We start from the raw sequence: 16,599 nt of genomic DNA, 5'->3' as shown, positions 1-16,599 counted from the left end.
CGTTAACGGCCATGCTTGTGGCGAATAAGCTGGTCGCGTCTAAGCAGGGCTAGTTGTGGCCAAGCTTGTCGCGGCCGTGGGGCGAGTCGAGATCTAACTTGGGCCCCTTGGGAACCACGCGCGTCGGATTGATCTGGCCATGGCTGAAATAGTAGTGCTGCTTGATATGCTCAAAGTTGACCGTCTTGGCGACCTCTGGGTGTTGGTATAACTCCTTCAGGTAGGCCTGGATTGCCGGCATGTCGGCGATGCGATTGCGATTGGTCTTGAAGTGACCCACATAGACGGCATCGAAGCGCACGAGTGTGGTAAACAAGCGCCAGTCGGCTTCGGTGATCTGGTCACCCACCAGATAGCGCTGCTGGCTAAGACGAGTCTCTAAGGTGTCTAAGGCGTCAAACAGTTCATCGAAAGCCTGCTCATAGGCCGCCTGTGTGGTGGCAAAACCGGCTCTGTATACCCCGTTATTGATCTTGTGGTAGATCCAGTGATTGATCTCATCTATCTCCTCTCTATAAGCGACGGGGTAGAAGTCGAGATGATTGCCGGTGATCTCGTTAAAGGCGCTGTTAAACATGCGGATGATCTCCGCCGACTCGTTACTGACTATGGTGCGTCGCTGCTTGTCCCACAGCACGGGCACTGTCACTCTGCCGCTATAGTCGGGTTTTGCTAACTGGTAGATCTGGTAGAGATAATCTTTGCCGTTAAGCCTGTCGATCTCGCTGCCTTCGATATGCTGGGCGCTCTCAGTCTGCTTGGGTCCACTAAACTCCCAACCGTTGCTCAGCATATGAGGCTCGACGACCGTGACGCCGATATGGGCCTGCAACGACTTCAACTCGCGAAAGATAAGGGTTCTGTGCGCCCAGGGACAGGCAAGAGAGACATAGAGATGGTAGCGACCCGACTCGGCTTTAAATTCGGGCTCAGGCTCATCTGCGCATGGCGCTTTTATCCAGCGGCGAAAGGCGGCGTCTTCCCGCTCAAATGCGCCCTTGCTCTTGTCAGTGTCATACCATTTATCGACCCATTGGCCACCTTGAAGTAATCCCATCTGTGTCTGCCTCGCTTATCTAACTCGTTAAGTGCAGTGTAACAGTCGACTAAGCGGATAAAAAACGCGAAAACTGGCGTTTTTTATTCGACTTTATCGAATAGTTGGGCGGACTATAGTTGGGTGGACTTAGGCTTCCTGATATGATCGGCCGCACATAAACACCTAATGAAGAGTAATAAAGGAAACCCTATGTCTCAACAGCCGTTAGAGCGGATCACCATAGAACCTCAATCCCAGTGTCGCGCCTGCGTGATCTGGTTGCATGGTCTTGGCGATTCCGGTGCCGGTTTTGCCCCTGTGGTGCCACTTCTGGGTCTGCCCGATGAACTCGGTGTGCGCTTCATCTTTCCCCATGCGCCAAGCATGCCGGTGACCATCAACCAGGGGTATGTGATGCCCGCTTGGTATGATATCAAGGGGATGGATGTAGACAATCGCGCCGATATGGCTGGTGTCTTGGCCTCTGAGCTGGCGATTAGCGCGTTGATCGAGGAGCAGATCGCCTCTGGCGTGCCGAGCGATAAGATAGTCCTGGCCGGTTTTAGCCAGGGCGGCGTGATGAGCCTGTTCACCGGCTTGCGCTTTCCTAAGCGTCTGGCGGGGATCATGGCGCTATCTTGCTATCTGCCGACGGGCCATGCCATGCCCGATAACCTGAGCGAGTCCAATCGTAATACGCCGCTGCTGCAACAACACGGTGAGCAGGATGAGGTGGTGCCACTGGCTCTTGGCCGCGCGGCCTATGATCTGATTTCTAAGGCGGGCTATTCCAGCGAGTGGCATACCTATCCTATGGGCCATAGCGTGTTGCCAAATCAGCTACAGGAGATAGGTCAGTGGCTTAAGGCGCGACTGAGCCAATAGCGTGCCTGTTTACCTGCCTGTTACCTGCCTGAATTGGAACAGGATTATTAAAATAAGCGAGGGGCGCCAGTTGGCGCCTCTTTTTTATGTTTGCAAGAGTGTGATGGATATCACGTCAATCAATTGGCGGGTACAGCCTGATCATTTTGCCGTAACCATAAGTTAACAATTACCCATAAATGGCGACCTTTGCGGCTAAAAAAACATCGATTTGCGCTGTATTACGTTTTACTGCTTTAGATAAAGTTGATCTAGTGTGAAATTTTTACCGGTTTTGTGATCTAGGTACGCTAGAGCTTGTTTGTTTAATGGGAGTATCCTTATTTTTTGGAAAATAGGTGCAAGTTAATAAAATAGATGGGAAATCGATATCTATGGCCGTTTTAATTTATCGATGGGTCTCGCGATTCATTTTTACCTTGTTCTGATGATGAAACAATGAAAGGCGTAAAACGCTTTTAAAATAAACATTTGCCCTATGTTTGTTCATAAAAATGCCACATTTCCTAGATATTGTTTGCTATTATATTTCGCGGCGAGATTATGACGTTCGCTATCAAAAAATATGATGGTTAATAAAAAAGATAATCTAGGGGTTGATGTAATGACAAATAAGCTTTTAAAAGGATTAGTCGCTACCGCTGTATTGGCAGCACTTGCTGGTTGTAACAGCAGCGATGACGACAAGGCGCCAACAACATGTGCTGAAGCTGGCACTGCTTGCACCAAATTTACCGTACTGCACACCAATGATAACCATGGTCGTTTCTGGGAAAACAAAGACGGCGAATATGGTATGGCGGCACGTAAGACGCTGATCGAAAAGATCCGCGCCGAAGTGGCGGCCAATGGCGGCGAAACGCTGCTACTTTCTGGTGGTGATATCAACACAGGTGTACCTGAGTCTGATCTGCAAGACGCACTGCCAGATTTCCTTGGCATGAACGATATCGGTTATGACGCTATGGCGGTCGGTAACCACGAATTTGATAACCCATTGGCGGTACTGGATTCACAGCGTTCTATCGCTAACTTCCCAATGCTGGCGGCTAACATCTACAAAGAAGATGGCACTCGCTACTTCGAAGCCTACAAGGTATTCGATGTTAACGGCATCAAGATTGCTGTTATCGGTCTAACCACCGAAGACACGGCTAAACTGGGTAACCCAGAATTTATCTCAGGTCTTAAGTTCACCGATCCTAAAGAAGAGATCGTTAAGGTGATCAAAGAGATCAAAGACGCTAAGGCAGCCGATCTTATCTTCGCAACGACTCACATGGGTCACTATGCGAACGGCGAACACGGCAGCAACGCACCTGGCGACGTGGCTCTGGCCAAGGCGCTTGAGCAAGGTCAACTTCAGGCTGTGATCGGTGGTCACTCACAAAACCCAGTTTGTATGGAAGGCGGCGAGTATGCTGACTTCGCACCGGGCGACGAGTGTACGCCTGATCAGCAAAACGGTACCTACATCATGCAAGCTCACGAGTGGGGTAAGTATGTTGGCCGTGCCGATTTCGAATACTTCAACGGTGAACTGCACCTGGCTAACTACAAGCTGGTTCCAGTTAACCTAGTGAAGAAAGTAAAAGATGAGCAAGGTAACGAGACTAAAGTACTGGTAGGTGAAGCGATCGAGGCAGATGCTGCGCTGAAAGAGATGCTTTCTTACTACCAAGAGCGTGGTCAAGGCCAACTGGATGAAGTGATTGCTTCTACCGATGGCTTACTAGACGGTGAGCGTGCAAACGTACGTTACATGCAGACTAACCTGGGTCGTCTAATCGCCGATGCGCAGCGCACTAAGGTTGCGGCCGATGTGGGCGTGATGAACTCTGGTGGTGTTCGTGCGTCAATCGAAGCCGGTGACATCTCTTACCGTGACGTTCTGACTGTACAGCCTTTCGGTAACATGGTGACTCTAAGCACTATGACAGGTGAAGAGCTTAGCGCTTACCTGGGTGAAGTGGCTAGCCTACAGATTGGTGCAGGCGCTTACGCTCAGATCACTGGCGTTAAGATGACGGTTGACTGTGCGGCTAAGACAGTGGCTATCAGCGAAGTTAACGGTAAAGAGTACAGCGCGACTGGCTCTTACACCATGACAGTACCTAGCTACAACGCGGCAGGTGGTGACGGCTATCCTAAGCTAAACCCAGTACAAACTGGTTATGTTGATGCCGAAGTACTGTACACCTTCTTCAAGGATGCAGGCACTATCGTAGCGGCCGACTACAACCCAGTAGGCGATATCGTTTACGAAAACTCTGAAAGTGTTGAAGGTTGTCAGATCACTGCTCAATAAGCAGGATTAAGCGACACAAAGGGCAGCCTCAGGGCTGCCTTTTTCATGCCCGAGATTGCGCATTCACCGTATTGGGACCTAGTCAGTTTATGAGAGGAATTAGCCGGGTCATTCTCTTGGTGATTCTATGGGCCATTCTCTGATCCACGCTCTGATTCGATTTCTGGTGCAATTTCTGGGTGATCAGCTTGTGTATTCGCCCATTCATAAGCGCAGAAAAATTTTTTAAATTTCTTCCTTGAAATCATAAATGCCTATCCACATATAGTGAGTATGGGGCGCTCATCGAGGCCCCTGATGTTACCCAAGATGTTGATCTTGTTATGGCAGTGCCTTTGGGCTGCCCGGTGATATCACTAAAAGGCGCGGCGCAATTTATTCGAATCATATCGTGTGAATTATTGTCGGCCACTAACCTCTATATTGCTTAATAAAAGGATATACCTATGCGTAATTATGATTTAACCCCTCTATACCGTAGTGCCATTGGATTCGATCGTTTAGCCCAGCTTGCCGAGCATGCTGCATCGAACAAGGGTAATTCGGGTTATCCCCCATACAACATCGAGTTGCTGAGCGAGAATCGCTATCGCATCACCATGGCGGTGGCCGGCTTTGCGATGGAAGAATTAGATATCACTAGCGAAGGCGACAAGCTAGTGGTGAAAGGCACCAAGGCGGAGCAGGAGAGCGAGCGCAAATACCTGTACCAAGGCATCGCTGAGCGCGGTTTTGAGCGCACCTTCCAGCTGGCCGATTATGTGACTGTGATTGGCGCCGACCTTGAAAACGGTCTGCTGAATATCGATCTGCAGCGTGAGATCCCCGAGGCCCTAAAGCCGCGCAAGATTGAGATCTCAACTTCAAGGCTGCTAGATGCCTAATTGAATGGCTAAGTGCTGCGCTTTAGAGCGCAGCATCGAATAAAAAAGGGAGCCCAGGCTCCCTTTTTTGATGGCTAACGTTCACCTTTCAGGTTTAGCGATTAAGCCCAGTCAGAATGGCTTCGTTCAGGTATTGGCTAAAGTCATCGCCATGGTTGGCCAGCATCTTAGGGAACATAGATATCGGCGTTAGGCCAGGGAAGGTGTTGATCTCGTTGAGTAAAATCTCGCCCTCTGGCGTGAGGAAGAAGTCGATGCGCGACAGATGCCTGAGCTTCATGCCATCGAATACCTTTACCGCATAGGCGCGGATCTGCTGGGCTATCTCATCGCTGATCTCGGCCACGACCCGAGTGGTGGCCTTGCTGTCGGCGGCATACTTTTCATCATAGGTGTAGAAGGTGCCACCGGCGCAGATCACCTCGCCAGGCAGGGTGGCGACCGTCTCGCCGCGATATTGATAGACGGCGACTTCCAGTTCACGCGCCTGAATGGTCTTCTCCACCACCACATAAGGAGAATAGCGAAATGCATCGGCCAGAATGGCCGGGATCTGCGCCGCGTCATCGACCCGATAACAGCCAACCGATGAGCCTTGTGAGGCGGCCTTTACGAATACTGAGCCCCACTTGGCCAGGGCATCTGTGGTCTGGGCAATTGCCTGCTCGTCCAGTTGATTCAGGAAGAGGTAAGGGGTGTTAGGGATCCCCAGAGCGCTAAACCACATCTTGGCGGTGATCTTGTTGAAACAGTTGCGCGAGCCCTCGGCGTCACAGCCGAAATAGGGCAGGTTTATGAGTTCGAAATAGGACTGAATGTCGCCGGTCTCGCCAGGGTAGCCATGAATACAGGGGATCACATAATCCACCGGCCAGGGCGCTAGGTTCTCATCTTCGAAGCGGATCTCGCGGCGGTTGGTCAGCTCACAACGCTCACCTGATTTGGTCTGATATTGTCCCTTGGCATCGAGTTCGACCCGCAGCACATTCAGGTGGGGGAGCTTCTCCAGCGAGGTTTCGAAGTAGTTGGCCGACAGCAGGGAGATGGCGTGTTCATCGCCGCCGCCACCGCATAAAAGTAAAAGGTTGATCGGATTCATCGGGTCTCCGTTTTCGACTCAGTATCGTTTTCCATGCTCACTATGACGTGCTGATTTTTTTATGCAAGTCCTGGATGCAGCTTAAAGAAAGCTTAATGTCTGACCGGGCAATTTGTGGCCGAAATCATTATCTATAGCCGCCTTTACGCTCGGCCCAGGGCGCCTCATAGAGCGCATCATAATCGGTTTGCGCCAGCACAGTTACCCCTACCGCCTCAAGAAACAGCGCTTGTCCCTGGGAGATGGGCTCACCGGCGTAAACATAGTAGGCCGCGCGCCTGCGCTCGGGAAAGGCCTTATAGAGCTTGGCGCGCTCGATGAGCAACCAGCGCAGAAAGATCTCGTTACTCTCAAGCCCGAGTCCGATAAACACCAGTTCGTTATGCAGCAAGATATTGAGCCAGGTGCTGTTGCCGCGCCAATGCTCCTTTAGCGCCTTTTTAAAGCCGCCCCCCAGATGGCCCTGATGCAGAATATCTCTGGCCCTGTCTACCGCCCCCATGTAATGGCTCAGTCCCAAGCGCACGCTGCGGGCATACCTCTGCATGCCGTTGATGTGCCAGATGGCAAATTCCTCTGTGGGTGAGGCTATGGGCGCGCTAGCGAAATAGCTGGACCAGGGGTAGAAGTCGGTAAAATGTTTGGCCTGTAGGTGATGTAGCTTAAGTTGGTGACTTTTCGCGAGAGTCTGTTCGAAGTTAGTGGTTAGCACGGGCGTGTTGTTCGCCGCTGCCCAGGCTATCAGTCGTTGGTGTTGACGCTGGGGTTGCCAGCTGGCCATCAGGTTACAGTACGCTTTCTGTAGCTGCGTGTTGGGCTGACTACTGATGAGATCAAGCGCATCATAAAACTCGGTGAGCGCGATACCAACAGGAATGCTGGCCACCTCATTGCCCTGGTGGGCACGCCAAAGGCTGAGGAGCATCTCATCCCAGGCGTTGATGCTGGTTACTTGCTTGTCACTTTGACTGCTAGGGCGATAGCGATTGATGCCATTACCCACCACTAACGCCCTCGGATGGGCACTCGGGCGCTGGTTGAGCAGCTGGGATAAGGTTTGACTCATGCTGGCCACAACCTCTTGGCCAGACCCGAGGCCCTAAGGGTCGCCTGGCTGCATGCCGCCTCGAACACCGCCTGGCTGCCAAGACAGCTAAAGTGTCCCTTGGCGCGGGTGATGGCGGTGTAGACCAGCTCCTTGGTCAGTAGCTGGCGCTGGGCGACGCTGGGCCTTGGCGGCAAGACGAAGGCGACCTGCTGAAACTCACTGCCCTGACTCTTATGCACCGTCATGGCGTAACAGGTCTCGTGGCTGGGCAGGCGAGCGGGCAGTACCTTGAGCAGGCTGCCATCGGCCTGAACGAAATAGGCCATCAGGCGGTGGGTGGGGCCATGACCTGGCAAGATCACCCCGATATCACCGTTAAACAGCCCTAGGTTATAGTCGTTACTCTGAATGATGATGGGGCGTCCGGCGTAAAATTCGCTGGATGGCTGGATCAGCTGGGCATCCTTCAGTGCCTGGGTGACCGCCGCATTGATCCCCTCGACGCCATATTCGCCGGCGCGCATGGCGCAGAGGATACGGTAGTCGTTGAAGCGAGTGATGATCTGGTTGGCGATTTCGTCCAGATCCAGTTGTTGATCTGCCTCTTTATCTACTTCTTGAGCCTGCTCTTTGTTGGCCAGGTGACCAACCAAGTCAAGATAAGGGCGATATTTGTCGACGCTCTGTGCCATCAAGGCCTTGAGTCCGGCGTTGCCCTGGGGCGAGAGTTGATGCTCAAGCCAGCTAAGTTCGTCGTATCCTTTCTGCCAGACACTTAATATGCCCGTCAGATCGCGGCGGTTGACGGCGCCAGCTAGTTGTCCGATACCGGCATCGCCCTTAAATCTGTGGCTGTGCATTAGCATGGCCAGACTATCGCCCAGTGCCGGGCGCGCATCTATGTAGGGGCTTAGATCTTCGCAAGTGAGTTTACTGAGCAGTGTGGCTTTCTCCTGTGAGTAGCGCATGCGCCAGCCACTTTCCTTCGAGTCTGTCTGTTTTAGCCCGGCGCAGATATCAGCCAGCACGGCGCCAGCCTCCACCGAGGCGAGTTGGTCCTGATCGCCAAGCAATATGAGCCTGGCGTGTTCGGGTAGCGCGGCCAGCAACTTGTGCATCATGGGCAGATCCACCATGGAAGCCTCATCGAGGATCAAGAGATCCAGCCTGAGAGGATTATCCTTGTGGTGCCTGAATCTGTGGGAGCCGGGGATCACTCCCAGCAGACGGTGCAGGGTGGCCGCCTCTTCGGGGACCTGCTTAAGCTGCTCAAGATCTAACTCGTCACCATAGGGGGCCAGCTCCTGTGCAAGCCTCGCCTTGGAGGCCTTGATCGACTCGCTCAGGCGCGCGGCCGCCTTGCCCGTTGGCGCCACCAACTTGATGGTGAGTTGCTGCTCCAGACAGAGCAGCAGTAACAGCTTAGTTACTGTGGTGGTCTTGCCCGTACCGGGCCCGCCGGTGATCACCGCCAGTTTCTGGCTAAAGGCGGTGGCGGTGGCTACCCTCTGCCAATCAGGCTTCTCCGCCTGATCGGCAAACAGAATATTCAGTATGCTGGCTACCTTATCTGGCGCGGCAACTGTAATGGGCTGATTGAGGCGGGTAAGACGCTCGGCCACCTGAGTCTCAAACTGGTAGTAACGCTGCAGGTAGAGCCTGTCGCCATCGAGGATCAAGGGGGTGTTTAGCTCACCATCGGCCGGGCTAATGGCTTGATATTGCGTCAACTGCTCGGCCAGTGCCTGGGGTGACTGCTCAAGCTGACACTGAGGCTGCTGTTCATGCAGCGGGTTATTCCTGTCTATCTGAGTCAGGGGCAGACAGGTGTGTTGCTGAGACAATTGACGGCTGAGCAGGGCGCAGATCAGGGTAAAGAGATCGTCGCTATCGCTGTGCAGGGCTTGCATCTGCAGGGCAAAGTGGCGATCCAATGGGGTAAGTAGTCCCTCTTGCTGCCAAAGTTTAAGGAGCTGGCTAAGTGGCTGTGCTAGCTGGATCATAGGTCTAGCTCTCCTTGTGCTGGGCCTGATGGCATGTCAGATTGCCTGTCTGTTGGCGAGTGCGGCTGAGACTCAGCTTGGGACTCTGCTTGAGACTCTGCTTGTGAATCAGCTTGAGACTCGCTGGCCTCAGCGTAGCTAAGTAGGGTGTCCAGGGCCTGGATCAGTCCAAGGGGCGGCTTGTCGTAATAGACACCTGTACTCGGTGAGTTGGCCGACATGCCCCTAAGGAAGAGGTAGTAGCAGCCGCCTACATGCTGGTCATACTGGTAGCCGGGAAGGCGCAGCTTGAGGTAGCGATGCAGTGCCAGGCTATAGATGATGTACTGCAGGTCATAGTGATGACCGGCGATGGCCCGTTGCATGGCGGGCTTTTCATAATGGCTCAGATGATCCCCCAGATGGTTGGACTTGTAGTCGGCGATATAGAACTTGCCCTGATATTCGAAGGTTAAGTCGATAAAGCCCTTGAGCATCCCCTCTAGGGTCTCGAAGCTCAGGGCGGCGCTATAGCCATACTGACTCAGCAGCTGATTAAGCCCAGGTGCATCGAGCTTGCCTATAGGCATGTAAAACTCCATCTCCACCAGTTTTTGTGCATGGCTTAGGCTCGCAAGACGCAGCGCATCACCATCGAGCGGCACATGCAGAAGATCCAGATACCAGGCATGCAGCATCTCTTGCCACTCGCTATCGATACCGAAGCGCTCCATAGCCTTGGGCAGCTCATCGCCTAGGCTGGTATCGGCCTGGGTAAAGTCTATCTGCTCCAGCACCCAGTGGAGGAAACTCCCCGCGTTGGCGCCGCGCTCGAAGCTAAACCTGGACAGCTGTTCGCTATCGGGAGCTAACTGTTCAAGTTCGGGAAAGGCCTCATCGCCCATACCTGGGCTGACCTGCTCGTGAGCTGAGTGTTTTACCAGGCCTGAGTAGCTGCCCACCCGCCAGGGGATCTCGCGCCTGCGGCTAAGTGGCCGCGGCGCCAGCTTGACGGCATCGGCAGTGTCGATAGGGTCAAAGTCTAACTTGGGCGCGTCGCCGTCCACCAGATCGACCGAGATAGCCTCGCTCGCCAGCGCCTGGGCGGCGGCCTGAATGTCGGCAAACTCGCAGGCCTTGGTCTCTATGCCCAGCAGGTAGCCGATGGCTGTCTCGAACAACTGGCTGCTGATGCCGTCACGTTTGGTGAAGCGCGAATGGTTGGCGACATAGCAGTAGCAGGCCAGCACGGGGCGGGTTAGCGCCACATAGAGCAGGCGCAGATCTTCGGCGAGATTCTCCGCCTTGTATTTGGCCCAGCCTTCGTCGCTCTGGTCGATATCCCACACCAGGGCGTCTTGCTCGTGGTAGAGCATAGGCGCAGGCTTGCGACGATTGTCTCTGGCCAGGCTGACGAAGGGCAGGAAACAGATGGGATATTCCAGACCCTTACTCTTGTGTATGGTGACTATCTGTACCAGATTCTGCTCGCTCTCCAGCCTGAGCTGGGCTTCTTCCGTGCTGCTCACCTCGATCAGCGTCTGCTGATACCAGTTGAGCAGGGCGCTGATCCCGTCGAGCTCCATAGCTTTTTGTTGCAGCAGTTCACCGAGGTGCCTGAAATCGGTCAGGCGGCGCTGCCCCTCATCTGCAGTCAACAGACGCTCGATGAGGCGGGTGTCGGCCGCCAAGGCCATCATGCAGGGCATGATCCCGCGCTTGAGCCAGGTCTGATGCAGGTTGTCGAAGGCCTCGAGCTGCTGCTGACGCACATCTTCATCCAGATTAAAGCCATGGATCGCCTGGGCATCATAGCCCAGCAGGGCGGTGGCCATGGCGCTGCGCAGCGCGCGCTCATCCTTGGGATTGGCGATGGCCAGTAGCACCAGGGCAAGTTCCTTGGCCACCAGGGTATCGAATACGCTGTCGCGGCTGAGAAAGACGGCGCCTATCCCTCGGCTACTCAGCGCCGATTTGATGTAGGCGGCCTCGTTGCGATCCCTGACAAGCACCGCGATATCTTTTGCCTTGAGCGGCTTATCTTGTTTCAAGCACTCGCCGCGCTGAGCCTCGTTGAGCAGCCTGGTTATCTCGTTGGCGGCATCTTCGGCCAACTGGCTGCGGGCGCTGGCCTTATTGAGTCCGGCGTTGGGATCTTCGCCGAGCAGCTTAAGCCGCAGCGCGCTCGTTTGAGGTACCTTCTCGACCAAGCGTTTCTCTGCCGCCATGGGGGAGGGCTTGATGAACTCAAAGGGGATCGCCTGGCTGATAAAGGGATCGACGCTTCTTGAGAACAGCTGATTGACCGCTTCGACCATGGCCTGGCTGGAGCGGTAGTTGGTGTCCAGGCTGTAATGGTTTTCCGTCTGGCCCCTGGCATGGATATAGGTGTGGATATCGGCGCCCCGAAAGGCGTAGATCGCCTGCTTAGGATCGCCAATCATCAAGAGGCCGAGGTCGCTGTCTGTTGAGACCTGCTGGCCTTGATAGATACTGCTGAAGATCTGATATTGCAGCGGATCTGTGTCCTGAAACTCATCGATAAGGGCGATGGGAAAACGCTTGGCGATTGCCTTTGCCAGCGCCTGCTCCTGGTCGGTCTCTTCGCTCAGGGCATCGGCCAGGGCGATCAGTAGATCGTCTGGCGTGCGCAGATTCTTAAGCTGTTTCTGCGCCGCAAAGCGGCGCTTTATCCCATCACGGGCGCCATAGAGGAAGCTGGGCACTAAGGTGTCGATTGTCTCTGTGACACGCTCTATATGGGCAAGTAGCGGCGCCTGCTCCGGCGTTGGGATCTCGCCGCCCTTGTTGAGCTTGAGGCCGCCTAAGGCCAGGGCCCCCAGCACCTTGTTGTCGGGCAGGGAGAGCGGCTGAGCCGCCCAGTTATCCATGGCGGCGAATAGTGTCTCAAGCTTGGGATAGCCCTGATCTTTCTTGCCAAAGCGGGTGCCGTTTAGCGGCAGCGCCTTGAGTAGCTCAAGGGTGGCATCGCGCTCGCGCGGCCAGATAAGCCTCAGCCTCGAAAGGCTCTGGCTCAGGCGCTCCGCCACCTGACTGAAGGCTTCGGGTGTTGGCGAAACACTGGCCTGATTGGCGCCGAGTAGCGGCCTTAGCTGCTTGGTCAGGCCGTCGGGATCGCTAAACTTGTTGCTGATGATCTGTGCCAGATAGCCGGGCAGCGGATAGCAGGCCTCTCGCCAGAAGTCGCGCACCGCATGGTGTAGGTACTGGCTGTCATCCAGGGTAAATTCGGACTCAAACAGCAGGGATGACTCGAACGCCATATCCGACAGGATGCGCTGACAGAAACCATGTATGGTAAAAATCGCCGCCTCATCCAGCGACTTGAGCGCGAGATCCAGGCGCTTCAGCGCCTGACTGCGCGCCTCGGGCTCGGCCTCAGAATAGAGTGTGTTGATCAGGGGATCGTCCACCTCCATGCCGAGAAAGGCGCGGTAGGCCAGCTGGATCTTCTTGCGGATACGATCCCTAAGCTCCTGAGTGGCGGCGTTGGTAAAGGTCACCACCAGGATCTGCTCGCAGCTTAGCGGCGCGCGCTGGCTATCGCCCAATAATAAGCGCACATAGAGTCCGGCGATGGTGTAGGTCTTGCCGGTACCTGCGCTGGCCTCGATGAGGCGAGTGCCCGAGAGCGGCAGGCTTAGGGGATTTAGTGTCTGTGTCGCCATCTTATTGGCCCTCCACGAAATCGGCCAACTCGCTCAGCGGCGCCTTGTGATAAAGACTCAGCATAGGTGAGAGCAGCGTGCTGGCTATGGTGCCAAAGCCTGCCTCGCTAAAGTCATCGGGGAAAGTAAACAACCGCTGATAGTGGGCCTCCTGGCCTTCACCCAGGTTAGATTGTTCATCCAGCCATTGTGGCTGGGCGGCGATCAGCTTCTCAATATGATCACCTTCAGCCTCGACATAGGCAAAGGCGGTTCTTGGCATGAAGGGCAGGGGCTGGCTCTGCCCCTGATGATAATGCTCGGCCCAGAGCGAGAGCTGATTGAGCGCCTGCTCAGGCGTTATCGGCGCGAAGGCGTGGAAATGGCCGATATCGAGCAGATAGCTGTGGCGCTGCCAGGGCGTCGCTTCATGGCTTTCCATGTTGGTATTGTCGCTAAGACTGGTTTTGAGGCTGGCGTTAAGACAGGTGTTAAGACTAGCGTTAAGACAAAGATGACGCAGATAGACGCGGATCAGATCCCTTGCGTTTGCCGTCCCCGGACGGTAGTTGACCAGTCCCTTGGCGCTGACGCCGTCGATTCGCCCAACCAGAGCCGTTGCGGCGCTATCGCTCAAGAGCAGGTCGATATCCTGGGTATGGCTGCTCTCTCCCTGTAGATAGAGGGTGCGACCGACCAAGGCGCGAATATCGTGCTGATACTGTTTAAGCAGGAGATCATCAAAGGGGGCAAGGGGCAACTGACCCGAGAGCCGCAGCCGCTCTAGTAGTTCATTCGATGGCCGCTCATCGCCCGATTTGACCGCATCTTCTATCAGGGTCGATTGCAGCTGATAGCGAGACAGGGGATTGAGGGCGAAGGGCTCATCGTTTTCATCCGCCTGTATGCTGAGATTAAGATCCAGCTTGAGGGTGCGATTGAAAAAATACTGCGCCGGATTACGGTAGAAGCGGATCAGCGCCGAGAGCTCAAGTGGTTCACCCTTATCTTCATCGGCAACCAGAGTCAGCGGCGCCTCGATGAAATGACCAGCACTTGCTGGCTTGGCACCCTGCTCCCCGTCGTGCTGCTTATCATCCTCAGCAACGGCGCTAGGGCACCACTGCTCACTATAGCTCTGGCGAAGACGTCTTGGCTCACTCTTTGCGCCTTCACACTCTGCGCCTTCAGATTCGTCTGCCAGATAGAGGCGTTCATCGAAGGGCTGCAGCGGCATGGTGATGATTAGCTGGTCTAAGATGGCCTGCTCGATTTTGGCGATATCTGCCGTGCTTGTGTCATCTTCACTCGCTTTATTCAGCAGGTGGGCACAACTTTCCGGCAAATAGCAGAGCTGGCAGTATTCGATGAGCTCAGACACCAGCATCGAGGGGATGCGCTCACTGTTATCCCGCTCGCTATGGCCGATATAGCTGATGTAGAGCTGCTCCCTGGCAGAGAGCAGCGCCTCTAAGAACAGGTATCTGTCATCCAGCCTGCGGGAACGGTCGCCCTTACGCGGCCCTTCCTGGGCAACCAGGTCGAAGCCGACCGGGTGCTGTACCCTGGGGTAGACGCCATCGTTCATCCCCAGCAGACAGACCAGCTTAAAGGGGATGGAGCGCATCGGCATCAGGGTACAGAAGTTGACGCTACCGGCTAGATAACGCTGTCCTACCCGGGACTCGGTGAGGTGACGGGTAAACCAGTTCTGCATCACCTCGAGTTCGAGTTCGCTCTGATACTGTGTGGCGGTGAGCTCCTCACTCAGACGGGTGATCGCCTGTAACAGCTCCTGTTTCTGACTCAGCTCCTCATCGACGCAGTCGTAGAAGGTCTCTACCAGGGTCTGCAGCTGAGTAATGCGCACGCTTAAGGGGCAATGCTCGCCGAGCGCCAGATTAAACTCGTCGATCGCCTCGATAAAGTTAAGCAGCTTACCCAGTGCCTGGGCCGATTGCCCTTCGACGCCGGGGAGCGCCAGGCTGTCATGGTAGATAGGCGCCTCATCGCTGAAGCTATAGCCTAAGATAAGCCGCTTGATGCCAAAGGCCCAGGAGTTATGTTCGAAGGCGGGCAGCTGCTGTGCCTGACGGCTGTGCTGATCCCGTCCCCAGCGCACGCCCGCCTGCTCCAGCCAGCGGCGGATGAGCAGGAGATCATCATCGTCCAGGTCGAAGCGGCGCATCACGGCGGGCACCTCGAGTATGCCTAAGATGTCCGTCAGCGCAAAACGGCTCTTGTTAAGGCCCAGTAGGTGAAGGAAGCTGTTGATCAGCGGGGATTCCTGGGCCGCGCCGCGATCGGCAATGGCATAGGGGATAAAATGATCGCCGCGCTTGGAGGCAAACACCGCATCTATGTAGGGCGCGTAGGCCGCTACATCAGGCATCATCACTACGATATCTTTGGGGGCGAGACCATCCGATTGTGACAACTTCTCCAGCAGATGATCGTGCAGTGTCTCAAGCTCCCGTAGTGGGCTGTGACAGCTCCTGAGGGTCAGGGAATCATCGTCATTCTTAAGTACTCGTCTGCCTTTGGTGGTGAGATAGAGTTCGGCGTCCGGTCCTAGGGTTTCTCCCCGGGTGCAAAGCTCCAAGATATCTTGCTGCACGCCGTGGAGCAGGGTGTTTGAGCCCGGATCTTGATAGCACTCGAAGTTGAAGTTGGTATCGTTTTCCGGCAACTCCAGGATAAGGTCTAACAGCTCGCGGCCCATCTTACCGTTGTTGGCAAGCAGGGGATTGCCCACCTCGAGCTTACTCTCCCAATCGATGGCCAGTTGCTGCTTGTCGCCATATTGCAGCGCCATCCGCGCCCTGAGCTTAGGATCTACTATGTCGCCCCAATAGTGTTGGCAGGGGCTTAGATTGAGCATCACCACATCGATCCGTTTGGCCAAAAAGTAGAGCACTTCCAGGGTCTGCGGCGCCATGGAGGAGATACCAAAGACAAACAGGCGCGGTGGCAACTTGCTAAGATCGCACAGGGGATCGCTTAAGGCATCAAACAGCGCCTGGTGCAGGTTCGCCCTGTGATAGCGGCTCTGGTTCAGCGTGTGATGATTGTAGTGAATAAGTTCGCGCCACAGCAGGCTTTGCCACTGCTGGTTGGCATCTAGCGAACTCTCCTTGGGGGGCAGTCGATCCTCACCCTGTTCCCAGGCCAAGATCCAGTCGGGGCGATAGACCAGGTATTGGTCGAAGATGTCGGCTATCTGGCTGCAAAGCTGAAACAGTTTTAACGAGTGCGGCGCCGCGTTGTCTGTGAGTATGGCATCGTCTTTCAGGTAGTTTGCCAGCGGGGTAAACACCTCCTGAGACAGGAGGCCTGGCAGTAGTTCCATCAGCTTCCAGGTCATGGCCGGTTTGGTAAAGGCGTTCTCCTTGGGAACATCCGGCAGCAGCTGGTGGCAGAGTTGCCAGATAAAGCTCGACGGCAGGGGGAACTCCAGCGCCGCCGCGACCTGGTTTTGTTTGGCGATGGCGAGCCTGAGCCAGGTGGACATGCCGGGGCTTTGGACCAAGATCTGCTCATTGCTCAGCGGCGACTGACCCGGCAGGGGCGTCTGTAGCTCGTTGGCGAGCAGCTCTGCCAAAGCTTCCATTCGATTCGATTGCACCAAATACAGCATGAGATCACTTATCCATTTCGTTGTTCTGTGGCCATTCTAGGGCATCTGG

At 55.0% G+C, this 16,599-nt stretch carries 9 protein-coding genes; 3 read left to right on the top strand and 6 right to left on the bottom strand.

Annotation, left to right across the window (positions count from 1 at the left end; translation table 11 throughout):
- Window positions 1-49: 49 nt before the first annotated feature.
- Entirely contained in the window at window positions 50-1,057 is a 1,008-nt protein-coding gene (locus tag K0J45_RS10945; protein WP_220042586.1) for a glutathione S-transferase family protein, read from the bottom strand.
- 192 nt (window positions 1,058-1,249) lie between these two features.
- Here K0J45_RS10945 and K0J45_RS10940 point away from each other — a divergent pair, with 192 nt between their 5' ends.
- From K0J45_RS10940 to K0J45_RS10930, 3 genes are all read left to right on the top strand, one after another.
- Entirely contained in the window at window positions 1,250-1,924 is a 675-nt protein-coding gene (locus K0J45_RS10940) for an alpha/beta hydrolase (protein ID WP_220042585.1), read from the top strand.
- A 604-nt stretch (window positions 1,925-2,528) separates the two neighbouring features.
- The gene (ushA, locus tag K0J45_RS10935) at window positions 2,529-4,232 is read left to right on the top strand and encodes a bifunctional UDP-sugar hydrolase/5'-nucleotidase UshA (RefSeq protein ID WP_011865933.1); all 1,704 of its coding nucleotides are present in this window, start codon (window positions 2,529-2,531) and stop codon (window positions 4,230-4,232) included.
- Between the two features lie 446 nt (window positions 4,233-4,678).
- Window positions 4,679-5,116, top strand: a complete 438-nt coding sequence (locus K0J45_RS10930; protein ID WP_011865932.1) for an Hsp20 family protein — start codon at window positions 4,679-4,681, stop codon at window positions 5,114-5,116.
- 94 nt (window positions 5,117-5,210) lie between these two features.
- On the opposite strand, the gene K0J45_RS10925 is transcribed toward K0J45_RS10930, so the two are convergent.
- The 5 genes from K0J45_RS10925 to recC form a co-directional block, all read right to left on the bottom strand.
- On the bottom strand, window positions 5,211-6,215 hold the full coding sequence (locus tag K0J45_RS10925) for a D-alanine--D-alanine ligase (protein WP_220042584.1): 1,005 nt from the start codon (window positions 6,213-6,215) through the stop codon (window positions 5,211-5,213).
- Window positions 6,216-6,342: 127 nt separating this feature from the next.
- The gene (locus tag K0J45_RS10920; protein WP_220042583.1) at window positions 6,343-7,281 is read right to left on the bottom strand and encodes a hypothetical protein; all 939 of its coding nucleotides are present in this window, start codon (window positions 7,279-7,281) and stop codon (window positions 6,343-6,345) included.
- Window positions 7,278-9,266: an exodeoxyribonuclease V subunit alpha gene (recD, locus tag K0J45_RS10915; protein WP_220042582.1), complete on the bottom strand. Its 1,989-nt coding sequence runs from the start codon at window positions 9,264-9,266 to the stop codon at window positions 7,278-7,280. The genes K0J45_RS10920 and recD overlap by 4 nt, the downstream gene beginning before the upstream one ends.
- Window positions 9,263-12,934 carry an exodeoxyribonuclease V subunit beta gene (recB, locus tag K0J45_RS10910; RefSeq protein WP_220042581.1) on the bottom strand — a complete coding sequence of 1,224 codons (3,672 nt, stop codon included), beginning with the start codon at window positions 12,932-12,934 and terminating at the stop codon, window positions 9,263-9,265. Before recB ends, recD begins: the two co-directional genes overlap by 4 nt.
- A 1-nt stretch (window position 12,935) precedes the next feature.
- Complete coding sequence (gene recC, locus K0J45_RS10905; protein ID WP_220042580.1) at window positions 12,936-16,550, bottom strand: exodeoxyribonuclease V subunit gamma; 3,615 nt, start codon at window positions 16,548-16,550, stop codon at window positions 12,936-12,938.
- Window positions 16,551-16,599: the final 49 nt, after the last annotated feature.

This window comes from Shewanella alkalitolerans (assembly GCF_019457575.1).
GTDB lineage: Bacteria > Pseudomonadota > Gammaproteobacteria > Enterobacterales > Shewanellaceae > Shewanella > Shewanella loihica.
This window is presented reverse-complemented; position numbering and strand designations above follow the sequence as displayed.